Below are 21,259 nucleotides of genomic sequence, written 5' to 3'. Positions count from 1 at the left end.
GCAAGGAAAGAAAACTTTACTATGACCACTCCTACGCCTGTCGATATCGTTATTTTAAGCCATGAGTACCGCGATTATGCCCGTGAACTGAAAAACCGCAGTGACGCGCCGGTCAATGTAGTCGCGGCCACAGACAGGCCTGATACGGTGCCAACCGAGGGGGTTGAAGTGTTACTGGGCGACCCGGATTTGGTTGCACAGGTTATCGGTGACTGTCCGAAACTGCGCTGGGTTCAGTCAGGCTGGGCCGGTAATGCGCCCTTAATTAACCATACCCGGCAAGATTACATACTGACCGGGGTAAAAGGCGTCTTTGCCATGCAGATGCGCGAATATGTATTTGCTCACCTGTTGTATTTTTCACGCAATATTGCCGGCTTTACTCAGGCTGCGGGCCGCTTACAGCAAAAATGGCATAAACCGGATTTTTACTACCTGGCCGGTAAAACGCTGGGGATCTGTGGTGCCGGCAGTATCGCCGAGGCGCTGGTACCGGTAGCGCACGCATTCGGGATGCAGGTAATCGGCTTAAGTCGCAGCGGCCAGCCCAAAGCGGGATTCGCCGCCATGTATACCGCGAAGGATAAAACCGCCTTTGCCAGTCAGTGTGATTTTCTGGTCAGCCTGATGCCCGATACCCCACAGACTAGCCAATTTATTGATGAGACCCTGCTGGCAGCCCTACCTGCGCAGGCGGTGCTAATCAATGCAGGCCGCGGCTCTGCAATAGTGCAAAGCGCTCTGCTGGACGCGCTGGACACCGGCCATCTGCGCGCCGCTGTGCTGGATGTTTTTGAGCAGGAACCGCTGGCCGACGATCATCCCTTCTGGTCTCATCCGGCTATTCTGGTTACCCAGCATACTGCTGCGGCATCCAGACCACAGGACATTATCAGTGTCTTTACGGACAATCTAAAGCGCTATCAAACCGGCCAGTCACTGCACTATATCATTGATTTTGAAAAGGGTTACTGACGGGGGTCCGTCGCAGTAACCTCAATACGATCGACATGCTTTTCGCGAAAAGCTTTAAGCTGGTTTAGGCCGGATAGCTTGTGCAGTTCGCGAAACTCCACCCAGTCAATCAGGGCATACAAACAAATCGCCGGATAATTCCAGGTGTCAAAATGACCGGCTTTAACCTGTTCATCCAAAGCTTTAAATGATGCCTGAATCCGCTCTTTCTGGATGCGGATAAACAGTGCATCCTCACTGGCCTCAATACCGGATTTTGATAACTGAAACAGCGCCACAAAAGAATCATTGATTTCATCCACCAGCGTGAGCTGATTTTCCTGATCCCAGGTTAAAGGCGTATAACGATATTTTTCAGCCAGATACCGATAGATAATCCGCGAGTCGTAAATCATCTGGCCATCATCATCCAGGCAGGGCACGCGCATTGTCGGTGTTTTGGCGGCCAGTGTGTCCCGGCCCGCCCCCTGGTAAATATCCAGGTTGATAAACTCATGCTGTACCTGAGCTAGCAGAATACGAATCCGGCGAACATACGGTGAAGTGGTAGAACCATACAGTTGCATAAATCTTCCTTAGCTAAGCGGACTGCGATGATGATGGCGCTCACAGTCCAGATGCGATGTGTTCGATAGTAGCGATAAGCGATAACCGCCGATAGTCACCAGCGAAGAAAATTCGTTCAAATTGCCAGTGTGCAGGATAACCGGAATAACAAGAAAAAAGCCCCGTCACAGACGAGGCTTTGCAAAACGAATAACAGGATATGTTCGCTGCACGCGGGGTTACACGCTGAAGCTGGCTCCGCAACCACAGGTTGTTGTGGCATTCGGGTTATTAACTAAAAAACGTGAGCCTTCCAGGCCTTCTACATAGTCCACTACACCACCGACCAGATATTGCAGACTCATGGGGTCCACCACCAGGGTCACCTCGTCTTTATCGATGGTCATATCACCTTCATTCACTTTTTCATCAAAGGTGAAACCATACTGGAAACCTGAGCAGCCGCCACCGGTAACATACACCCGAAGTTTCAGCTCCGGATTTTCTTCTTCAGTGACCAGTTCTTTTACCTTGCGCGCTGCCGCATCCGAAAATTCGATGGGCAAAGCTGTTTCTACTGACATATTAACCTCTTTGCGAAAATCATAGCGGCAGCCAACTACCACTATGCAAATTATCTTACACTCTGACGGTGCGATCAATGCCCGTCAGCATGTTCACTGGCCACATCGTCAGGTGTCTGTAACACCGACTGCCAGTCTGCCTGCCAGAAAAAATCCTGGCGTTTGGTGGTGTACTGGTATACATCGGAGACAAAGTCGATGTACTCAGGCGAAAAGCTGGCCGGCAGTACAAACTCAAACGACACTGCCTGAAAAAACTTAAACCGGTATTTCAGCGGCCCGTCCGGCAGCAACTCTGGGCTGCCAGCACACACACTGTGCGCTTTTCCCTCGCTCTGCCCTACCACACACATATTTAAAAACCCCTTGATAACCGCCCGCCGGTTAATTTGCTGCAACAGTACAAAGTCAGCCTGAAAGAGCCTGCGACCATCGTCCGTTGCTTGCCCGGCAGGGATAATTTGCAGGCCATCGATAATAAATCCGTCGGTCACTTGCTCTGGGGCCATCACATTTTTATAAAAAGCCACCGTTTCACTGGCTTTGTGCAGCTCTGCACGCAGGGTTTTCTCTCGCGTCAGCGCCTGAGACAATTCTTCATGACTGAGCAGCAACCGCGCTTCCAGTGTTGCATTGTGTGTGGTCAGCCGGGCATTTTCCCTGTTCAGTAATGTCTGGGTAGCGCGGGCTTTTTCAAGCTGATACGGCAGGTTTCCCTGAAATCCGTGATGCATCAAAGCCCCGATAATAAGACCTACCACTAAACATACCATTGCTGTTGTTATTATTTTTGGTGGTCGCACGCGCGTCTTCCCTGTACTGGTTGATTTCACGTTAAACTTAGGAAAAGTAAGTAGTTGTGATAAGCTGACAGCATACTATGGTTACCCCCCGTTGTCGGGCCATTTCATGCAGCTGAACGGACTTCGTCAAGAACTTGCCCATCCCCGCACCTCAGTGCTGGTGTGTTTACTTGGCATTGCCGGTGGTCTGATTGCAGCAGGGCTGATTATCCTGTTCCGGCTGTGTTATGAATGGCTTCACAACAGTGTACTACACAGTTTAACTCTGTGGCTTAATAATGCTGCCCTGGCCCGTTTCATTCTCCCGGTTGCCGCAGTACTGATGATCCTGCTGGTTGCTTACCTGACTGGGTTTAAACACTACCGCATGGGCATTCCGTTTGTTATCCACCGGGTCAAGATGTTTTACGGTTATGTCCCTTTTCGCACTACCATCAATCAGTTTTTTGGCGGTATGTTTGCGCTGGCCGGCGGCTTTGTGGTGGGTCGCGAAGGTCCCAGTGTACATTTGGGCGCTTCTGGCAGCAGCTACCTGGGTCAGTGGCTCAGACTCCCCTACAACAGTATTCGTATTCTTGCCGGCTGTGGCATAGCCGCCGGTATTTCTGCTTCGTTCAACACGCCATTTGCGGCTGTTATTTTTGTGATGGAAGTGGTGCTGCGCGAATACAAAATCCATATTTTTGTGCCTGTGATGCTGGCAGCAGCCTGCGGCTCGGTGCTGACCCGCATGGTATTTGGCGAATTCAACGAGCTGTCGTTTTTATCCTTCGCGGTATTTAGTGAATGGATGTACTTTTATCTGGTGTTACTTGGCATTTGCCTAGGTGCGCTGGCCGCCCTGTTTAATAACCAGCTGATGCGGGTCATGACCCTGTTTCGTCACGTCAATATGATTTGGCGACTGATTCTGGCAGGTGTCATCACCGGGCTGGTGACCGTCTTTTTACCCGAAGCCAGTGGTGCCAGTTTTGAAAGTATCGAAACTCTGTTCACCGCTCAGCCAGGCACCGGTTTTCTGGTCGCGCTGTTGCTGGCCAAGTTTGTTCTGGCTGTTTTTGCTATTGGTCTGGGCATTCCTGGTGGCATCATGGGTCCGGTCATGATAATCGGCATGCTGGCCGGGGCAATTTTATTATTGCCCCTGAGCGGCATTATTGATGTGGCAGATTATACCAGCAGCTTTGCTCTGCTGGGGGTGGCCGGCATGCTCACCGCAGTGCTGCACGCACCGCTGGCTGCCCTATCGGCAGTGATGGAGCTGTCTTACAGCCCGCAGATTATTCTGCCGGCCATGCTGGTGATTGTGCCTGCCTATGTTACCTCGACTCAGTTTCTGGGCAACCGGTCTATTTTTATCCGCCAACTGGATTATCAAAACCTGCCCTATGCCATCACGTCCACTCGCGAAGCTCTGGAAAAAACCGGTGTGCTGGCGGCCATGGTCAAAGAATTCAAAATATTCAAGGATGCGCCGGATACGATCATTGAACAATATCTGGATGACCAGCCACGGGCTCTGGTATTGCAGCAACACACCCTGGAACAGGAAACCCGGTTTCGTCTTATTCAGTTTGATGTCAGTCTTGAACATGACGCCAAAGCCCTGAACTATGTCAAAATTGAAGGGCTGAGCAGTCAGTGTACTCTGTATGAAGTATACGAAAAGCTGAAAAATGCCCGGGCCGGTGCGGTATACATTTATGATACCTCACCCCGTGAAGTGATAGGTGTTATTACCTGGAACACATTACAGAGCTTTCTTCAGCGCACCCAGTATTAACGAGGTAAACCAATGACAATTCTGTGGCTAAAAGCCCTGCATATTTTTTTTATGGTCGCCTGGATGGCAGGCATTTTTTATCTGCCAAGGCTGTTTGTTTACCATGCCCAGACCACCGACCAGGCCGTCAGGGACCAATTTAAGATTATGGAGCGCCGGTTATGGCTGTTTGTCACCCCGTTTGCGTTCCTGACCCTGTTTTTCGGCGTTGCCCTCATTGTTACCTATGGCCTGGACTGGCTGAAACATTCAGGCTGGCTGCATGCCAAGCTTACGCTGCTGGTTGGCCTGTACGCTTACCATTTTTATTTACTAAAGCTGCTTAAGCAGTTTGCCCGGGATGAGAACACCCGTTCAGACAAGTTTTATCGTATTTTAAATGAGGCACCTGTACTGGTTTTACTCGGTATTGTGATTCTTGCGGTGGTAAAACCGTTTTAATACCTAAGTTGCGTATATGCACATGCTTTCTTTGCTATACTGATTGTTCATTAAATCATCAGCACGTCGGTAGCCCGGCAGGCTGTGGGCGATACGGAAAAAAGTAGCATGGACGTAACCAACCAGCGCCTGAAAGTATTACTGGCGAAAACTGACGAAGCTTTTCGTCAGTTAATGAAAGAGCCTGACTCAGCGGAGCTGAGTCAGGCTTACGAAGCGGCGAAGAATGAACTGAGTCAGCATATTTCGCTCATGCGCGAGTCACTGACCAAAAAAACCTGAGTAACCGTTAATCCTCAGGGTGTTTAACAAACGTCTCAAACTGATTGGGCAACTGTGCTGCAAGTAACCCGGCCAACTCAACATAATCGTGTAAAATAGCCGGCAGTTGTCTGGCCAGCACCGCAAAATTCTGAGCCAACTGCTTTGCCTGCCCGGCGCTGCGATTGTGTAGAGCCAGTTGTGGCCGGGCCAGCGTACTGAAAAGCTTCAGGCACCGCGATAAGCGCTTATCCGGCGCCTCCGTAAATGCCTCAGCAGGTGCATTATCCCACGCTTGTTGCCACACTGGCTCCAGTTGCTGATGTCCGTGCAGTACACCGGTCAGCCAGTTCTGTAACCGGGCTCGCTCTCCTGCTTCTTCCTGCCAGCTACAACCTAACGGCAACAACCGCTTGTCCTGGCGCATCATATCCAGAGTGTCGCGCAGACCTGCCATCAGATACTGCGCAATCTCATCCACCACATCACTGGGTAAATGCTCAGTGGTATTGCCTATCACCCAGGGCATCCAGGTCTCAGGTAAAGGAATTTCCGGCGCAGCAGCCATGGCAAATATCACCCCCCGGGTCTGGTACTCCTCAAGCAGGCATTGCCGGGCTGCAGGCATTTGGTAAAGCGTACTAATCGCATCGGTCGTCACGGTTATTCTGTTCCGGCATCATAGATTGGGTGTCTGTTCAGATTACGCGAAAACCCGGCCACTTTCACGCCACCGCCCGGCCAATTTAATAAACCGTTTTATTTTTCAACACTTTGCCATTTATAGGCCCAACAGTGTTTTTTTGAATATAAGCCTGTAAACCTGACTTTCTTTTTCAGACTCTGCGTGCTGCAAAACGCGTTTCATTGTACCTATAAACAAACAAAGCGTATGTTTAACAATGGCTTCAACAAAAAGCTTATCGTTTTAAAGAGTTTTTCTATTTTTTAGCAACTTATCAATTTAAGTATAAAAAAGTTAGCGATCCCTCTTGGTTGATGAGAAAGTTTTCTTTACCATCCGCACCCTTTAAAAAATGGCACCTGAATCGACCGGAATGATTACAGCTTCAGGTGAAAATACACCGCATGTTTAACAGGCAGACCGAACATGGCAAAAGATAAATCCGGATATATTATTGCCGCGGCCTTCATTGGCCCGGGTACAGTGACCACCGCCAGTATTGCTGGAGCCAATTTCGGCTTTCATCTGGTATGGGCCTTATTGTTTTCTATTGTGGCGACCATGGTGCTGCAGGATATGGCTGCGCGCCTGGGTATCGCCACCGGTCAGGGACTGGCTACCAATCTTAAGGATATCAGCAGCAACAAGACTCTGCGCTTTTTGTTCTCAGGGCTGATTGTCGCAGCGGTTGGCATAGGTAATGCGGCTTACGAGTCGGGCAACCTTACCGGAGCGGCTATCGGACTCGATGCGTTTATGGGCATTGGCACCGGTAACTGGGCAATCATTCTGGGGGCCATTTCAGCTGCCCTGTTATGGTCCGGTAAATACAAAATGATTGAGTCGGTGCTGGTCGTACTGGTCATCGCTATGGCTATTGTGTTTTTTGTTACCTTATTCGCTGCCGGCCCCGACTGGACAGCCATGTTTGCCCAATTAAGTGCACCACAACTGGATACAGAGTCTATCACCATGATTCTGGCCCTGGTGGGCACCACCATAGTGCCTTACAACCTGTTTCTGCACGCCAGCCTGACAGCGCAAAACTATGCCGGTGAAGATAAGGCCCGCTCTATTGATGCATCGCGTAAGCAGTCTGTGTTTGCCATCGGCTTTGGCGGACTGATTACTCTGGTGGTGATGGCGACCGCAATGATGGCCTTTTTTGGTCAGTCAGCCACGATGGATGCCGGGAATATGGGTAAGCAACTTGAGCCGGTGCTTGGAGAAAGCGCCCAGTGGTTTTTCGCTGCGGGCTTATTTGCCGCCGGACTAACCAGCTCCATTACAGCGCCTCTGGCAGCAAGTTATGCCGTGTGCGGCGCGCTGGGCCTGAGTCAGGACATGCATAGCAGACCCTTTAAAGCCGTATGGATGAGCATTATTACCATTGGGGTGATTATCGCAGGTGTTGGATTTAAGCCGCTGTCTGCCATTTTGTTCGCCCAGGCCGCTAATGGACTGTTGCTACCGATTGTAGCCATTTTCCTGCTGGTTGTGATGAATCGTAATAACACTCTGGGACAATTTAAAAACGCGACCGCCAGCAACCTGCTGGGGCTGCTGGTTGTCGCGTTTGTGGTATGTCTTGGGCTGTATAAACTGGCTTCGTTATTCTGAAGCCAGTCGGTCAAGGATCTCCGTTAACATGGCGCGACTGCAGCCAAAGTTAATCCGAAAATGATCCGGCGCACCAAAATCCACACCCGCAGATGGGCCGACACCGCGCTGTTCGGCCCATTTTTGTACATCATCCACACCTAAGCCCGACGCATCGACCCAGGCCAGAAATGTCGCTTCCTGGCTTTTCACCGACAATCCCTCAATCGCATTAATCCGTGAGACCAGGAGATCCCGGTTATCACGCAGATAGGCCAGCTGCGCCTGATGCCAGTCATCACACTGGGTAAAGGCCGCTTCTGTGGCCAGCAGGCCGAGCTGGTTTACCCAGGGCACCATGCCCGCTGCCGCGCTGACAAACTGCTGACGTAGGGTGGCATTTGGAATAATGGCAAACGATGCGCCTAAGCCTGCAATATTAAATGTTTTGCTAGCTGCCATCAGGGTCACCGAATTGTCTTTGAGGGCGGCTTCACGACCTGCCGGAATATGCGTCGCGTTATCGTCAAGAATCAGATCACAATGAATTTCATCTGAGCACAGCACCACATCATTGGTATTACAGATCTCAGCAATCCGGGCCAGCTCGTCTGCATTTAACACAGAGCCCACCGGGTTCATTGGGTTACATAGAACAAGCAGTTTGCAGGCCGGATCCTGTGCAGCCTGCGCCAGCTGGTCCAGATCCAGTGTAAACCGTCCGTCAACCTCAATGGTATCAATATCAACCCGCTCCAGGTTGTTCAGTTTGGGCGCTGCCAGTAATGGTGGATAGTTAGGTACCTGAACCATTACCTTATCGCCGGCCTCGCAGTAGGCTTTACAGGCTGCATTAAACGCCGGCACCACGCCCGGCATCCAGACCAGCCACTGCTTATCAATGTGCCAGTTATGCTTGTCTTTAAGCCAGCGGGCCACAGCGTCAATGGCTGGCTGATAGTGGTTTGGCAGTACGTAGCCTAAATTACCGTGATCAGCACGCTGATGAATAGCGTCGAGGATGGGATCTGCACAGCGAAATTCTGTATCGGCCACCCAGGCCGGTACAATGTCCTGTCCTTTGTACTTTTCCCATTTAAAAGAATAAGTTCCTTCGCGGGAAGGCGTCTGATCAAAATTATATGGCACGGATGCAAATCCTTAATTATTAGCGAATTGTCACATCAGTGTACCCAACACCGGTCAGCGCTATCCAGTGCCTTGTTAGAAGATTTAGGAATGAGATGGATACAGACGTCAGGCTGTCTGGGGCAGCAAAGCCCGGACCTTATCCAGCAGGTTGTTAACTGCGAAGGGTTTGGCAACAAACTGACTGGCGCCGTGCTGACGGGCTTTTATTACAGTATCCCGGGTAGCATCAGAGGTCAGTAATAAAAACGGCACGGTCAGTCCGGCCTGCCGGCAGGCTTGCAGCAGATCGAGCCCGTTGAAATCTGGCATCATCTGATCGCTGATAATAAGTGACACCGTGGCATTGGTTTGCTGCAGCAAAAAATCCCGCGCCTGCTTACTGCGGTTAAAGCTATATACATCCACGCCAAGTTGCTGCTCCAGCGCATCGGTAATCAGTTCGGCAGTGATCCGGTCATCATCGATCACCACCACAGACTGTACAGACATCTTATTATCCTGCGGTTGATTCATCGCCGCTTGCACCGGCTGCTTTTTGTGCAAGTTCAGTGTAAGCATACGTCATCATCATGCAATTGCTATTATTCGTAAGTTGTAGAAACAAAAACGCCGGCAACAAGGCCGGCGTTTTTCATTTATATTCGACTACGCTAAGTAAGTGATTACTCTTTAGCTGAACGAGAAGCACGCTTACGTTCGTTTTCAGTCAGGAAACGCTTACGAATACGGATGCTTTGCGGCGTAACTTCTACCAGCTCATCATCATCGATAAACTCAAGTGCCTGCTCCAGTGTCATGCGAACTGGCGGAACCAGGTTCTGCGCTTCATCGGTACCTGATGCACGTACGTTCGTCAGCTGCTTACCTTTCAAAGCGTTTACTGTCAGGTCATTTTCGCGGCTGTGAATACCGATAACCATGCCTTCGTATACTTCAACACCGTGACCAATGAACAGACGACCACGTTCCTGCAGGTTGAACAGCGCGTTAGTCAGTGCTTTACCTGGTGCGTTGGCAATCAGAACACCGTTTTTACGCTGGCCAATCTTACCGCCTTTGTGCGGGCCGTAATGGTCAAATGTATGATACAGCAGGCCTGAACCTGACGTCAGTGTCATAAATTCAGTCTGGAAACCAATCAGGCCACGGCTTGGAATGATAAAGTCCATACGCACGCGACCTTTACCATCCGGAGACATATCCGTCAGCTCAGCTTTACGGTAGCCCAGCTGTTCCATGATTGAACCCTGATCTTCTTCTTCACAGTCGATAGTCAGTGTTTCAAACGGCTCTTCAATGTTACCCGCTTCGTCTTCTTTCAGGATTACTTCAGGGCGTGATACCGCCAGCTCGTAACCTTCACGACGCATGTTTTCAATCAGGATGCCCAGGTGCAGTTCACCACGGCCTGATACGCGGAATTTATCCGGGTTCTCTGTTTCTTCAACGCGCAGGGCAACGTTGTGTACCAGTTCATCATTCAGACGATCAAGGATGTTACGTGACGTCACGTATTTACCTTCACGGCCAGAGAACGGCGACGTGTTAACCTGGAAAGTCATCGTGACGGTTGGCTCATCAACCGTCAGCGCAGGCAAGGCTTCAACAACGTTCTGGTCACAAATGGTATCAGAGATTTTCAGCTCGCCCAGACCGGTTACCGCGATGATATCACCGGCACTGGCTTTTTCTGCTTCAAAACGCTGCAGACCCAGGTAAGTCAGAACCTGGCCGACTTTACCGTTACGCTTGTTGCCTTCTTTATCAACAATCGTTACCTGCTGGTTCAGTTTAACTGAGCCACGCTTAATCCGACCCACGCCAACAACACCAACATAAGAGTTGTAGTCCAGCTGTGAAATCTGCATCTGGAACGGACCGTCAGGGTCAGTATTAGGTGCATTCACTTTTTCAATGATGGTTTCAAACAGCGGGTTCATGTCAGTACCCACCGTATCGGCATCCAGTGACGCCCAGCCATTGATGGCAGATGCGTATACAACGTCAAAGTCTAGCTGCTCGTCGGTTGCGCCCAGGTTGTCGAACAGGTCAAATACCTGATCCATTACCCAGTCAGGACGTGCGCCCGGCTTGTCAATTTTGTTAATAACCACGATAGGTTTCAGACCCTGAGCAAATGCTTTTTGAGTCACGAAGCGTGTTTGTGGCATCGGGCCTTCCTGCGCATCAACCAGCAGCAGTACAGAGTCAGCCATTGACATAACCCGCTCAACTTCACCACCGAAGTCAGCGTGTCCCGGAGTATCTACGATATTAATGTGGTAATCTTTCCAGTTGATGGCGGTGTTTTTCGCCAGGATGGTAATACCACGTTCTTTTTCGATGTCGTTGGAATCCATGATGCGCTCTTCGGCCTCACCACGGCTCTCCAGCGTACCGGATTGCTGTAGCAGTTTGTCGACCAGGGTGGTTTTGCCGTGGTCAACGTGCGCGATGATCGCAATGTTTCTCAACTTTGAAATATCGTAAGTGTTCATTAAGTAAAGCCTGTTTATCTGCCCGGGCGCTGCAAAAGCCCGATGAAAAGATGAGTATTTTTCATGCAGAGGAAAAAATGTGCGCGGATTGTACAGAATTTCTCAGCGCTTTGCGTCATTTTTTTGCATTTATTTAGAAGAATAGCCAAACCATTTTGCCATCATTCTGTCACACCAGTGTGGAACAAATTGAAGGCGCTTTTTAAGTGCATTAGCGGTGGCATGCACCACAACTTTGCATTAGTCTTAAGCGACAGCGATGTGCAGGATTGCACGATATTGAAGCATTGATGAACCAAGTTGGTGCAGAAAGATGTGTTTCAGCCGTTATTGTGCCCGTCTATGCCGCGAAACAACGCGCTAAGCCAGATGGCATGAATATCGCTTTCCATTTGTCTAATACTGACAAGGGGCTGTTAGATCCCTTGCAATTCTCATCAATACCTGGAGGACACAATGTCAATTGATAAGGCATTAGAGCTGATTAAAGAAAGTGAAGCAAAATTTGTTGATCTGCGCTTTACCGATACAAAAGGTAAAGAACAGCATGTATCTATTCCGGCAGCACTGGTCGACGAAGAGTTCTTCGAAGAAGGTAAAATGTTCGACGGGTCATCAATTGCTGGTTGGAAAGGTATTAACGAATCAGACATGATCCTGATGCCAGACTCTTCTTCAGCCGTACTGGACCCATTTGCTGAAGAAACACAGGTTAACATTCGTTGTGACATCGTTGATCCTTCATCTATGGAAGGTTACGAGCGTGACCCACGTTCTGTTGCGCGCCGCGCCGAAGAGTTCCTGAAATCTACCGGTATCGGTGATACGGCGTTCTTTGGTCCTGAGCCAGAGTTCTTCCTGTTCGACGATGTTAAATTCCATACGGACATGAGTGGTTCTTTCTACAAAATCGATTCTTCTGAAGCCAAATGGAATTCAGGCGAAGACTTTGAAGGCGGCAACCTGGCTCACCGTCCAGGCGTAAAAGGCGGCTACTTCCCGGTACCACCGGTTGACTCTGCACACGACACCCGTGCTGCGATGTGTCTGGTTATGGAAGAGATGGGTCTGCGTATCGAAGCGCACCACCATGAAGTGGCCACGGCTGGCCAGAACGAAATTGCCTGCGAGTTCAACACGCTGGTTAAGAAAGCTGACGAAATTCAGATCTACAAGTATGTGGTTCACAACGTTGCCAATGCTTACGGTCAGACAGCTACCTTCATGCCTAAGCCGCTGGTAGGTGACAATGGTTCTGGTATGCACGTGCACCAGTCTATCTCTAAAGATGGTAAGAATATCTTTGCGGGCGACAAGTACGCGGGACTGTCTGAAGAAGCGCTGTACTACATCGGTGGTATCATCAAGCACGCTCGCGCAATCAATGCATTTGCCAACGCATCGACTAACTCATACAAGCGCCTGGTGCCTGGATTTGAAGCACCGGTTATGCTGGCTTACTCAGCGCGCAACCGTTCTGCATCAATTCGTATTCCTTACGTGACCAGCGACAAGGCTCGCCGTATCGAAGTGCGCTTCCCTGACCCGACTGCCAACCCTTATCTGGCATTTGCTGCCATGCTGATGGCTGGTATTGACGGTATTAAGAATAAGATCCACCCTGGCGATGCCATGGACAAAGATCTGTACGATCTGCCAGCAGAAGAAGCCAAAGATATCCCGACTGTGGCAAGTTCGTTTGAAATGGCTCTGGAAGCACTGGATAACGACCGCGAGTTCCTGACTCAGGGCGGTGTATTTACTGACGATATGATCGATGCTTACATCGACCTGAAATCGGACGAAGTAACGACACTGCGCATGTCAACTCACCCTGTTGAGTTTGATATGTACTACAGCGTATAAGCATTACTACATATTTATACCTAAGCCCGCTTCTGCGGGCTTTTTTGTTTCTAATCATCCGCTTATACTTTTGTCAGGATACCTGAATCTGCACACTTGCAGCTTTACTTCTATGGATAAACAGTAATGAAAAAACTCAGCCTGATGATGGGTGTGTGTTTGGCTTCCGGCGGGCTTCTGGCGCAGGATAAGCCGGTGTATAAAGTGGTCCAGCAGGATGGCACAGTACTGTTCAGTGACACCCCAGGTCCCGGCAGCGAGCAAATTAACTTTGGCGGCATTACTAATAATGTCAGTCAGTCCATCGCAACTCCCACACCCACCTCCCCTGGAGTTAATCCCAACCGCCAGGACCAGATTCAGTATCAGGTATCGATTGTTACCCCCGCCCCAGAAGCCACCATTCGTAATAATCAGGGCAACCTCACCATTCGGGCACGTGCGACGCCCGCGAAAGCCCATCGCTTTGAGCTTGTTTTTGATAATGAACCAATTCAGCGCAACAGTTCCGGTGTATTCAACCTGGAAAATATCGAGCGTGGTGCACATACTTACAAAGTTATTCTTTTGGATAATAAGGGCAAGACTCTTGCATCGTCTGATCAGCAGACACTTTACCTGCACCAGGCTTCAGCACTGATTAACGCACAGGGCGCACAATAATACGCCAAAGGCTACGCACCACAAGGGATAGGAAATTCTAATGCGGTGCAGATTATCTGGCTGAAAACAGACCTGGCAGGTTACAATGCACCAAATAAGTGCAAGGAGACTTTCCAGGAATGCAAAGCCCGGATTCCGCAACAACAACATTGATCAATAACCTCAACACAGCTCTGGTGATGGTTGATGAGCACCTGAATATTGTGTATGCCAATCATGCGGGCGAGGCACTGTTTGAGACCGGCACCAAGCAACTTTACGGGCATTCGCTGTATGAATTCTTTATGCCCGGCAGCATTAAAGGGTCCCGCCTGAAAGCCGCCTTACGTAAAGGCGAAGATTTTACGGAAAACGAAATTCGTCTGTGCTTCAGGGAAAACCGCTTTGTACAGGCAGATTTGACTGTCACCAATCTGCAGACCGAAGACGGCCCACGGCTGTTATTTGAGTTGCGTAAAATTGATCAGCAAAAAAGAATTTCCCGTGAAAACCAGCAAAATGCACAGCATTATGCTGCCCGCGAACTGATTCGCGGTCTGGCTCATGAAATAAAAAACCCGCTGGGCGGTATTCGCGGTGCTGCCCAGTTACTGGAAAAAGTGCTGGAGAACAAGGAGCATCAGGAGTTTACTCAGATGATCATCGAGCAGTCTGACCGCCTGCGGAATCTGGTTGACCGCCTTTTAGGTCCCAACTCCCTGCCCCGCCTTCAGTGGAGCAATCTGCACCAGGCGCTGGAAAAGGTTCGTACACTGATGCGGGTGGACTCGGAGACCCCAGTGACGATGGTGCGCGATTACGACCCCAGTATCCCGGATGTTCATATCGACCAGGACATGATTCAGCAAGCTGTACTGAACATCGTCCGCAATAGTATTCAGGCGCTCAGCGAAGCGCACACTCCCTCCCCCGAAATTCGTCTGGTTACCCGGGTTGAGCGCCAGATGACCATTCAGGGCAAGCGTCACCCGCTGGTCGCAAAACTTAAAATTGTGGACAACGGTCCGGGTATTCCCCCGACTATCCGCGATACCCTGTTTTACCCCATGGTCAGCAGCAAGCAAAACGGCAGCGGACTGGGCTTATCTATCGCCCAGACGCTGATCAACCATCATGGAGGCCGGATTGATGTAGACAGTCATCCGGGCCATACCGAATTTGTGTTATATCTTCCTATCGATCGTAAGGAGTCTTTGAATGAACAATGAATCAGTCTGGATTGTAGACGATGACAGCTCCATCCGATGGGTACTGCAAAAAGCGCTTCAGGCGTCTAATATCAGTTGCCTCAGTTTTGAAAATCCAGAAGATTTACTGTTACAACTGCAGTCAGGAGAGGCACCGGAAGTCGTTATCTCAGACATTCGAATGCCGCAGATGGACGGGATGACACTGCTTCAGGAAGTGCATCAGATTAATCAGATGATTCCGGTCATCATCATGACCGCCCATTCTGATTTAGACAGTGCGGTGAATGCGTACCAAAGTGGTGCATTTGAGTATTTACCCAAACCGTTTGATATTGATGAAGCCATCAGTCTGTCACAGCGAGCCCTGGCACATGCCCGCGAGCAGTCCCGTCACAGCAAGGTACCGGCGGTAGAGTCGGCCACTGAAATCATTGGTGAAGCCCCGGCGATGCAGGAAGTTTTCCGGGCCATCGGCCGGCTTTCCCGCTCCTCAATTTCAGTGCTGATTAATGGTCAGTCTGGCACCGGTAAAGAGCTGGTTGCCCACGCGCTGCACCGGCATAGTCCGCGTGCGGCAAATCCGTTTATCGCGCTTAACATGGCTGCTATCCCGGCGGACCTGGTCGAGTCGGAGTTATTCGGTCATGAAAAAGGCGCGTTCACCGGCGCACAGAACGCCCGTCAGGGACGCTTTGAGCAGGCTGACGGCGGTACCCTGTTTCTGGATGAAATCGGGGATATGCCGCTGGATGTACAAACCCGGTTACTGCGCGTGCTGGCCGATGGTCAGTTTTATCGGGTGGGAGGCCATCAGTCGGTTACCGTTGATGTAAGAATTATTGCTGCAACCCACCAAAACCTGGAAAAACGTGTAGCCGAAGGTAAGTTCCGGGAAGATTTATTTCACCGCCTCAATGTCATTCGTATTCATATTCCATCATTATCAGAGCGCCGGGAAGATATTCCGTTGCTGGCTGCCCATTTTTTGCGTGAGGCGGGCAAAGAGCTGAACGTAGAGACCAAGGGACTAAGCAAAGAAGCTGAAAAGCTGATGACCCAACTGGCCTGGCCCGGTAATGTGCGTCAGCTGGAAAATGTGTGTCGCTGGCTTACCGTCATGGCCAGTGGTCAGGAAGTGCTGCCCAGTGATCTGCCGCCGGAGATTCACAGCGAGAATACTGTCGAACAAGGTCAGGTTCAAAGCACGGACTGGCCTCAGCTGCTGGCTCGATGGACAGATGCTCAGCTGCGCGCCGGACACTTTGATATTTTAAATGATGCCATGCTCACTTTTGAAAAAGTGATGCTGGAGCGGGCCCTGGCATTTACTCACGGGCATAAACAGGACGCCGCAAAACGGCTTGGCTGGGGACGCAATACACTTACCCGCAAGCTCAAAGAGCTCGACATAAACCACTGATTTTACAAAGGCAGCATTCGCTGCCTTTTTTTGTATTTTTCATTTTCCGCACTTTTGCTTATCGCATACACCGATAACTTTTTCGCTTAACAGCTTAACCCGCCCCATTTTGATGCAAAAAAATTAATAAGTGTTTCAGCACTTAAAGCATTAAGTTTTTTTTGAATATTTCTTGAGCTATTGCTTCAAGCCATCTATTGTTAACTAGTTGTAAACCATAATTACAATTGAAACACACACTACTAAGGCAAAATAATGATGAGAAAACAACTATTTAAACCTGCTTTGCTGTCACTTGCCGTGAGTTCGGCTATGTACACAGGGCATGCTTTTTCTCAACAGACTCCAGCCGCTGACGACGCACAAGACGTCGAAGTTATCGCTGTAAAAGGCATTCGGGGTTCTTTGATTCGTGCGCAGGCCGTCAAGATGGATAACTCATCCATTGTTGAAGCAATTTCCGCTGAAGATATCGGTAAACTTCCCGACTCCTCCATTGCTGAGTCTCTGGCACGTTTGCCGGGTATGGCAGGTGAGCGTGTCGGTGGCCGTACATCAGGCATTTCTGTTCGTGGTTTTAAAGAAGACTTTACCGGTACATCGCTCAATGGCCGGGAACTGATTGGTATTGGTGATAACCGGGGCGTTGAATACGATCTGTATCCGGCCGAAATTATGACCGGGGCAACCATTTATAAAACAACCGACGCCACGCTGCTGGTACAGGGCATCGGCGGTACGGTCGATTTGCAAACGGTTCGTCCTTTATCAGCCCAGGAAACCCTGACACTGACCGGTGTGCTGGAGCGTGGTGGCAATGATTCAGACAACCCTGAATTTGACGCAGACGGCCATCGCTACGCCTTGTCATTTGTTGAAAAATTTGCCGACGATACCATTGGTATTGCGCTGGCGCTGGCTTCCACAGAATCCCCCCGTAACGAAAGAAAATACGGCGTATGGGGCTACGGCGACAACAATGGCGCATTGCTGCCATTTGGTCTGGATACGCAGGCTATTAGCCGGGTGCTGGAACGTGACACTATCTCCGGTATTTTCCAGTGGCGCCCCAATGATGATCTGGACATTGTGGTGGATGTTCTGGATATCGATTACTCGGATTCAGGGGTTATTCGTGGTTTTATCGAACCATTTGAACTGGATGCCGACTCCCTTAATGGTAGCGGAGCCAACTCCACCGGCACCCAGCGAAATGCTAACCCGGTACTGCGTACTGACCCGGCCCAAAAAGATGGTTCACTGACAACTATTGGCCTGAACCTGAACTACCACCTGAACGACAACTGGTCAGTAGAACTGGATGTCGCCAGCAGTGAGTCTGATAAACGGGATCTGCGCGGCGAGTCCTATGCAGGTCTGGCCAGAAACGGCGCTCAGCTGGCTGACGCCAGTGCCCGTACCCGGGACTTTACCATGAGCCCGGATGGCATTTTCTTTACCGATTCCAGCGGTCTTGATGCGTTTGCCGACCCTGCGCTGCTACAACTGACCGGTCCGCAACCCTGGGGCGGCGGTATGGCTAACCTGGCTGAACAGTTTGAAACAGACGTGCTGCGGGCCGACGGCGAACCCTACAACTTTATTAACGCGCAGGACGGCTTTCTGAACTTTGCCGACTTTGAAGAAGAGTTGACGACCTGGCGCCTTGAAACCAGCGGCCTGGTGGACTGGGGTATGGTTAACAAGGTGAATGTGGGTATAGCCTACAGTGATCGTGATAAGAGCAAAGTGAACAAAGGATTCTTTGCTACCTCATCGTCTTATCCACAGTCAGAAGCGATTCCCAGCGAATATCTGTATAACGGGTTGGCCGATCTGACCTGGGCCGGTATGGGTTACGTGGTTGCCTATGATGGGTTTGCGCCGTACAACGATGGCGAATACACCCTGAATGATGCTGGTTTACTTGAGCCGGATCGGTTAGGCGATACCTTCACCGTGAAGGAGGAGGTCACCACCCTGTTTGCCAAATTCGACTTTGAAACAGAGGTTGGCGATATTCTGGTTACCGGTAATATTGGTGCCCAGTATGTTCAGACCGATCAAAGCTCATCGGGCTTCATTGGTATTGTGGGCCCCAACTTTAAAGTCTGTGACGCCGATGATGACGGCGAAATCGATGCCGATTGCCGGATTACCGTTGAGGATGATTATTCACACTTCCTGCCCAGCCTGAACTTAAGTGCTGAGATTGCTGAAAACCGCTTTGTCCGGTTTGCCGCATCCAAGACCATCAGCCGGGCAAGAATCGATCAGATGAAAGCGTCTGGTTTTGTGAAATTTGACCAGAATATTAACCTGATTGCGATCCCTAATACGCAGGCTGCCGTGGATGAATACGGTACACCATGGTCGAAAAACCAGGGTAATCCGAACCTGCGCCCGCTGGAAGCCAACAACTACGACCTGTCATTTGAGAACTATTTTGAGGATGAAGGTTACCTGTCGGTGGCGGTGTTCTACAAAGACCTGGTTAACTGGACCCGTGACGGTAACCAGACCATCGATTTTACCAACGACCCGACCAATGGTGGTGCCAATTACTTTATCCCTGGCTTCCATGACCGTACCGTGGGTGCCGACGGCCTGGTCGGCCCGGATGGTACAGTCTATGCGCCGGGTACCTACCTGACACCACCTGATTTAGGCACTTTTGCATTCTTTGAAGATGGCCTGACCGGAGAAGTCAAGGGGGCTGAGGTTACTGCCCAGGTTCCACTGCGCATGCTTGCTGATGCGCTGGATGGTTTCGGTCTGGCAGCATCAGCCACCTTCATTGATGCTGAACTGGAAGATGGCACCCCCATCCCGGGGCAGTCTGATCGGGTGTACTCTGTGACCGCCTATTACGAGATGGAAGGATTTGAGTTTAGGGTGGCAGCAACCGATCGCTCTGAGTTCTTCACCTATCAGCGTGGTGGCTCGAATAAAATTGAGGGGTCAACCCGAGATGCGATTACACAGGTTGATGCGCAAATCAGCTATGACTTTGCCGATAGTGGCATTGAATATTTAGAAGGTCTGCGTGTTTCACTGCAAGGCACCAACCTGACCGACGAGGCAGAGGAAACCCGCGACGGTAACGGCCTGGTCACCCTGCGCCGTGAGTTTGGTCCTTCGTATCTGCTTAACCTGAACTACTCGTTCTACTAACCATACATCAGGCCCCGGATACCAATTTCGGGGCCGCTATATTTCTAATTATTCACTTTGCTTTTACATAAAATTTCAATACAGTCAGAGGCATAGTGAATAATTAGAAAGCAAGCAGGATTTCCTCATGTCCCACCCGGTAAAAAAAGTGGTTATTGCTGGCGGCGGGACCGCAGGCTGGATGGCCGCGGCACTGTTAAAAAAAGTATTACAGAATCAAATCGATATTGAACTGGTGGAATCTGCCGACATTGGCATAATTGGTGTGGGCGAGGCCACCATTCCTCCTATTCAGACATTCAATCAGTTCCTCGGCCTGGATGAAAAAGCGTTTTTAAAAGAAGCCCACGGCACCATTAAACTGGCAATTTCATTTGAAAACTGGCGCAAGGAAGGCGAAAGCTACCTGCACACCTTTGGCGCTCCTGGTGCAACCCTGGGCTTTACCGGCTTTCATCACTACTGGCTAAGAGCCCGTCAGGCCGGGCTGACTCAGTCACTGTGGGATTTTGATCTCAACGCCTTATGCTGTGAACAGGCCAAATTTAATAAAATTCAGTCTGATAATCCGGTTTACCAACTCGGATATGCTTATCATTTTGATTCTGCCCTGTACGGACAGTTTTTACGCCGCCTGGCCGAGCAGGCCGGGGTCAGACGCACCGAAGGCACTATTGAGCATGTTAAACAACATCTGCAGACCGGCTTTGTAGAAGCCCTGCAACTGCGTGATGGCCGCGAGATTCACGGTGATCTGTTTATTGACTGTACGGGCATGCGCGGCCTGCTTTTGAAGCAGGCTCTCGGGGTTGAGTTTGATGACTGGTCGCACTGGCTATGCGCAGACTCAGCGCTGGCTGTGCCGTCTGAGCGGCATCAGCAGACCCTACCCTACACCCGCAGTATCGCCCGGCAAACCGGCTGGCAATGGCGGATTCCCCTGACACACCGAAACGGCAACGGACTGGTCTACAGCTCCGCTTATCTTAGTGATGAGAAAGCGGCTGAAATGCTGATGAGTAACTTAGATTCACCGGCTCTGGATGAGCCCAGAAAAATCAGCTTTACCACCGGCCGAACCACCAGACAGTGGCATAAAAATGTTGTGGGCATTGGTTTATCCAGCGGATTTCTGGAGCCGCTTGAGTCCACCAGCATTCATCTGATTCAGTCGGGCATTATCCGGTTGCTTAAAATGTTTCCTAATCAGGCCATTACACCATCCATGGAAGCGCTGTATAACAGGGAGTCCGAACAGGAGTTTGAAACCATCCGGGACTTCATTATTTTGCATTATTATCTAAACGAGCGAACCGACTCGGATTTCTGGCAAGATATGCAACGACTGACCCTACCGGACCGGCTGGCGCAAAAAATTGCCGCCTTTAAAGATACCGCGACTATTTTTAATGAACAAAATGATATTTTCCGCGACGCGTCCTGGGTTCAGGTGATGATGGGCCAGGGCATCATGCCTGCTGATTACCATCCCTCGGCCAATGTACACAGCGATGCACAAATTCTGGATGTCATGCAAAAAATTCATACGGCCAAACAACAGCCGCTGGCCCAGATGCTCGGCCACGACGACTTTCTGGCCCGTTACACAGGCTCATAAT

18 protein-coding genes are annotated in these 21,259 nt (G+C 50.3%); 11 read left to right on the top strand and 7 right to left on the bottom strand.

What is annotated here, in order from left to right:
* Positions 1 to 21: 21 nt before the first annotated feature.
* Positions 22 to 975 carry a D-2-hydroxyacid dehydrogenase gene (locus tag EZV72_RS04225; protein ID WP_137166062.1) on the top strand — a complete coding sequence of 318 codons (954 nt, stop codon included), beginning with the start codon at positions 22 to 24 and terminating at the stop codon, positions 973 to 975.
* On the opposite strand, the gene EZV72_RS04220 is transcribed toward EZV72_RS04225, so the two are convergent.
* The 3 genes from EZV72_RS04220 to EZV72_RS04210 form a co-directional block, all read right to left on the bottom strand.
* Positions 969 to 1,541 (bottom strand): glutathione S-transferase family protein, encoded by a 573-nt coding sequence (locus tag EZV72_RS04220; protein ID WP_137166061.1) that lies wholly within the window; start codon positions 1,539 to 1,541, stop codon positions 969 to 971. The genes EZV72_RS04225 and EZV72_RS04220 overlap by 7 nt on opposite strands.
* A 219-nt stretch (positions 1,542 to 1,760) precedes the next feature.
* Complete coding sequence (gene erpA, locus EZV72_RS04215; RefSeq protein WP_137166060.1) at positions 1,761 to 2,105, bottom strand: iron-sulfur cluster insertion protein ErpA; 345 nt, start codon at positions 2,103 to 2,105, stop codon at positions 1,761 to 1,763.
* Between the two features lie 74 nt (positions 2,106 to 2,179).
* On the bottom strand, positions 2,180 to 2,866 hold the full coding sequence (locus EZV72_RS04210) for a DUF6776 family protein (protein ID WP_137166059.1): 687 nt from the start codon (positions 2,864 to 2,866) through the stop codon (positions 2,180 to 2,182).
* 148 nt (positions 2,867 to 3,014) lie between these two features.
* On the opposite strand from EZV72_RS04210, the gene EZV72_RS04205 reads away from it, so the two are divergent.
* The 3 genes from EZV72_RS04205 (at position 3,015) to EZV72_RS18400 (ending at position 5,414) form a co-directional block, all read left to right on the top strand.
* Entirely contained in the window at positions 3,015 to 4,691 is a 1,677-nt protein-coding gene (locus EZV72_RS04205) for a chloride channel protein (protein ID WP_137166058.1), read from the top strand.
* Between the two features lie 12 nt (positions 4,692 to 4,703).
* The gene (gene hemJ, locus EZV72_RS04200) at positions 4,704 to 5,132 is read left to right on the top strand and encodes a protoporphyrinogen oxidase HemJ (RefSeq protein WP_137166057.1); all 429 of its coding nucleotides are present in this window, start codon (positions 4,704 to 4,706) and stop codon (positions 5,130 to 5,132) included.
* 108 nt (positions 5,133 to 5,240) lie between these two features.
* Positions 5,241 to 5,414 (top strand): hypothetical protein, encoded by a 174-nt coding sequence (locus EZV72_RS18400; protein ID WP_175405044.1) that lies wholly within the window; start codon positions 5,241 to 5,243, stop codon positions 5,412 to 5,414.
* A 7-nt stretch (positions 5,415 to 5,421) separates the two neighbouring features.
* On the opposite strand, the gene EZV72_RS04195 is transcribed toward EZV72_RS18400, so the two are convergent.
* Entirely contained in the window at positions 5,422 to 6,054 is a 633-nt protein-coding gene (locus tag EZV72_RS04195) for a UPF0149 family protein (RefSeq protein WP_137166056.1), read from the bottom strand.
* A gap of 450 nt (positions 6,055 to 6,504) precedes the next feature.
* On the opposite strand from EZV72_RS04195, the gene EZV72_RS04190 reads away from it, so the two are divergent.
* Positions 6,505 to 7,698: an Nramp family divalent metal transporter gene (locus EZV72_RS04190; protein WP_137166055.1), complete on the top strand. Its 1,194-nt coding sequence runs from the start codon at positions 6,505 to 6,507 to the stop codon at positions 7,696 to 7,698.
* Here the strand turns inward: EZV72_RS04190 and EZV72_RS04185 are convergent.
* The 3 genes from EZV72_RS04185 to typA form a co-directional block, all read right to left on the bottom strand.
* Positions 7,690 to 8,826 (bottom strand): MalY/PatB family protein, encoded by a 1,137-nt coding sequence (locus tag EZV72_RS04185; protein ID WP_137166054.1) that lies wholly within the window; start codon positions 8,824 to 8,826, stop codon positions 7,690 to 7,692. The genes EZV72_RS04190 and EZV72_RS04185 overlap by 9 nt on opposite strands.
* Positions 8,827 to 8,934: 108 nt before the next feature.
* Complete coding sequence (locus EZV72_RS04180) at positions 8,935 to 9,318, bottom strand: response regulator (RefSeq protein WP_137166053.1); 384 nt, start codon at positions 9,316 to 9,318, stop codon at positions 8,935 to 8,937.
* A gap of 173 nt (positions 9,319 to 9,491) precedes the next feature.
* Positions 9,492 to 11,327 carry a translational GTPase TypA gene (gene typA / locus EZV72_RS04175; RefSeq protein WP_137166052.1) on the bottom strand — a complete coding sequence of 612 codons (1,836 nt, stop codon included), beginning with the start codon at positions 11,325 to 11,327 and terminating at the stop codon, positions 9,492 to 9,494.
* A 456-nt stretch (positions 11,328 to 11,783) separates the two neighbouring features.
* Here typA and glnA point away from each other — a divergent pair, with 456 nt between their 5' ends.
* The 6 genes from glnA (at position 11,784) to EZV72_RS04145 (ending at position 21,258) form a co-directional block, all read left to right on the top strand.
* Positions 11,784 to 13,193, top strand: a complete 1,410-nt coding sequence (gene glnA, locus EZV72_RS04170) for a glutamate--ammonia ligase (RefSeq protein ID WP_137166051.1) — start codon at positions 11,784 to 11,786, stop codon at positions 13,191 to 13,193.
* A 126-nt stretch (positions 13,194 to 13,319) separates the two neighbouring features.
* Entirely contained in the window at positions 13,320 to 13,856 is a 537-nt protein-coding gene (locus EZV72_RS04165) for an Ig-like domain-containing protein (RefSeq protein ID WP_137166050.1), read from the top strand.
* 119 nt (positions 13,857 to 13,975) lie between these two features.
* Complete coding sequence (gene glnL, locus EZV72_RS04160; RefSeq protein WP_137166049.1) at positions 13,976 to 15,064, top strand: nitrogen regulation protein NR(II); 1,089 nt, start codon at positions 13,976 to 13,978, stop codon at positions 15,062 to 15,064.
* Positions 15,054 to 16,466 (top strand): nitrogen regulation protein NR(I), encoded by a 1,413-nt coding sequence (glnG, locus tag EZV72_RS04155; RefSeq protein WP_137166048.1) that lies wholly within the window; start codon positions 15,054 to 15,056, stop codon positions 16,464 to 16,466. Before glnL ends, glnG begins: the two co-directional genes overlap by 11 nt.
* 312 nt (positions 16,467 to 16,778) lie before the next feature.
* Positions 16,779 to 19,640: a TonB-dependent receptor gene (locus EZV72_RS04150; protein WP_408640837.1), complete on the top strand. Its 2,862-nt coding sequence runs from the start codon at positions 16,779 to 16,781 to the stop codon at positions 19,638 to 19,640.
* Between the two features lie 127 nt (positions 19,641 to 19,767).
* The gene (locus EZV72_RS04145) at positions 19,768 to 21,258 is read left to right on the top strand and encodes a tryptophan halogenase family protein (protein WP_137166046.1); all 1,491 of its coding nucleotides are present in this window, start codon (positions 19,768 to 19,770) and stop codon (positions 21,256 to 21,258) included.
* The last annotated feature ends 1 nt before the right edge of the window (position 21,259 follow it).

The sequence above is a fragment of the Salinimonas lutimaris genome (assembly GCF_005222225.1).
GTDB lineage: Bacteria > Pseudomonadota > Gammaproteobacteria > Enterobacterales > Alteromonadaceae > Alteromonas > Alteromonas lutimaris.
The sequence above is the reverse complement of the archived record's forward strand: the minus strand, read 5'-3'. Positions and strand labels throughout refer to the sequence as shown.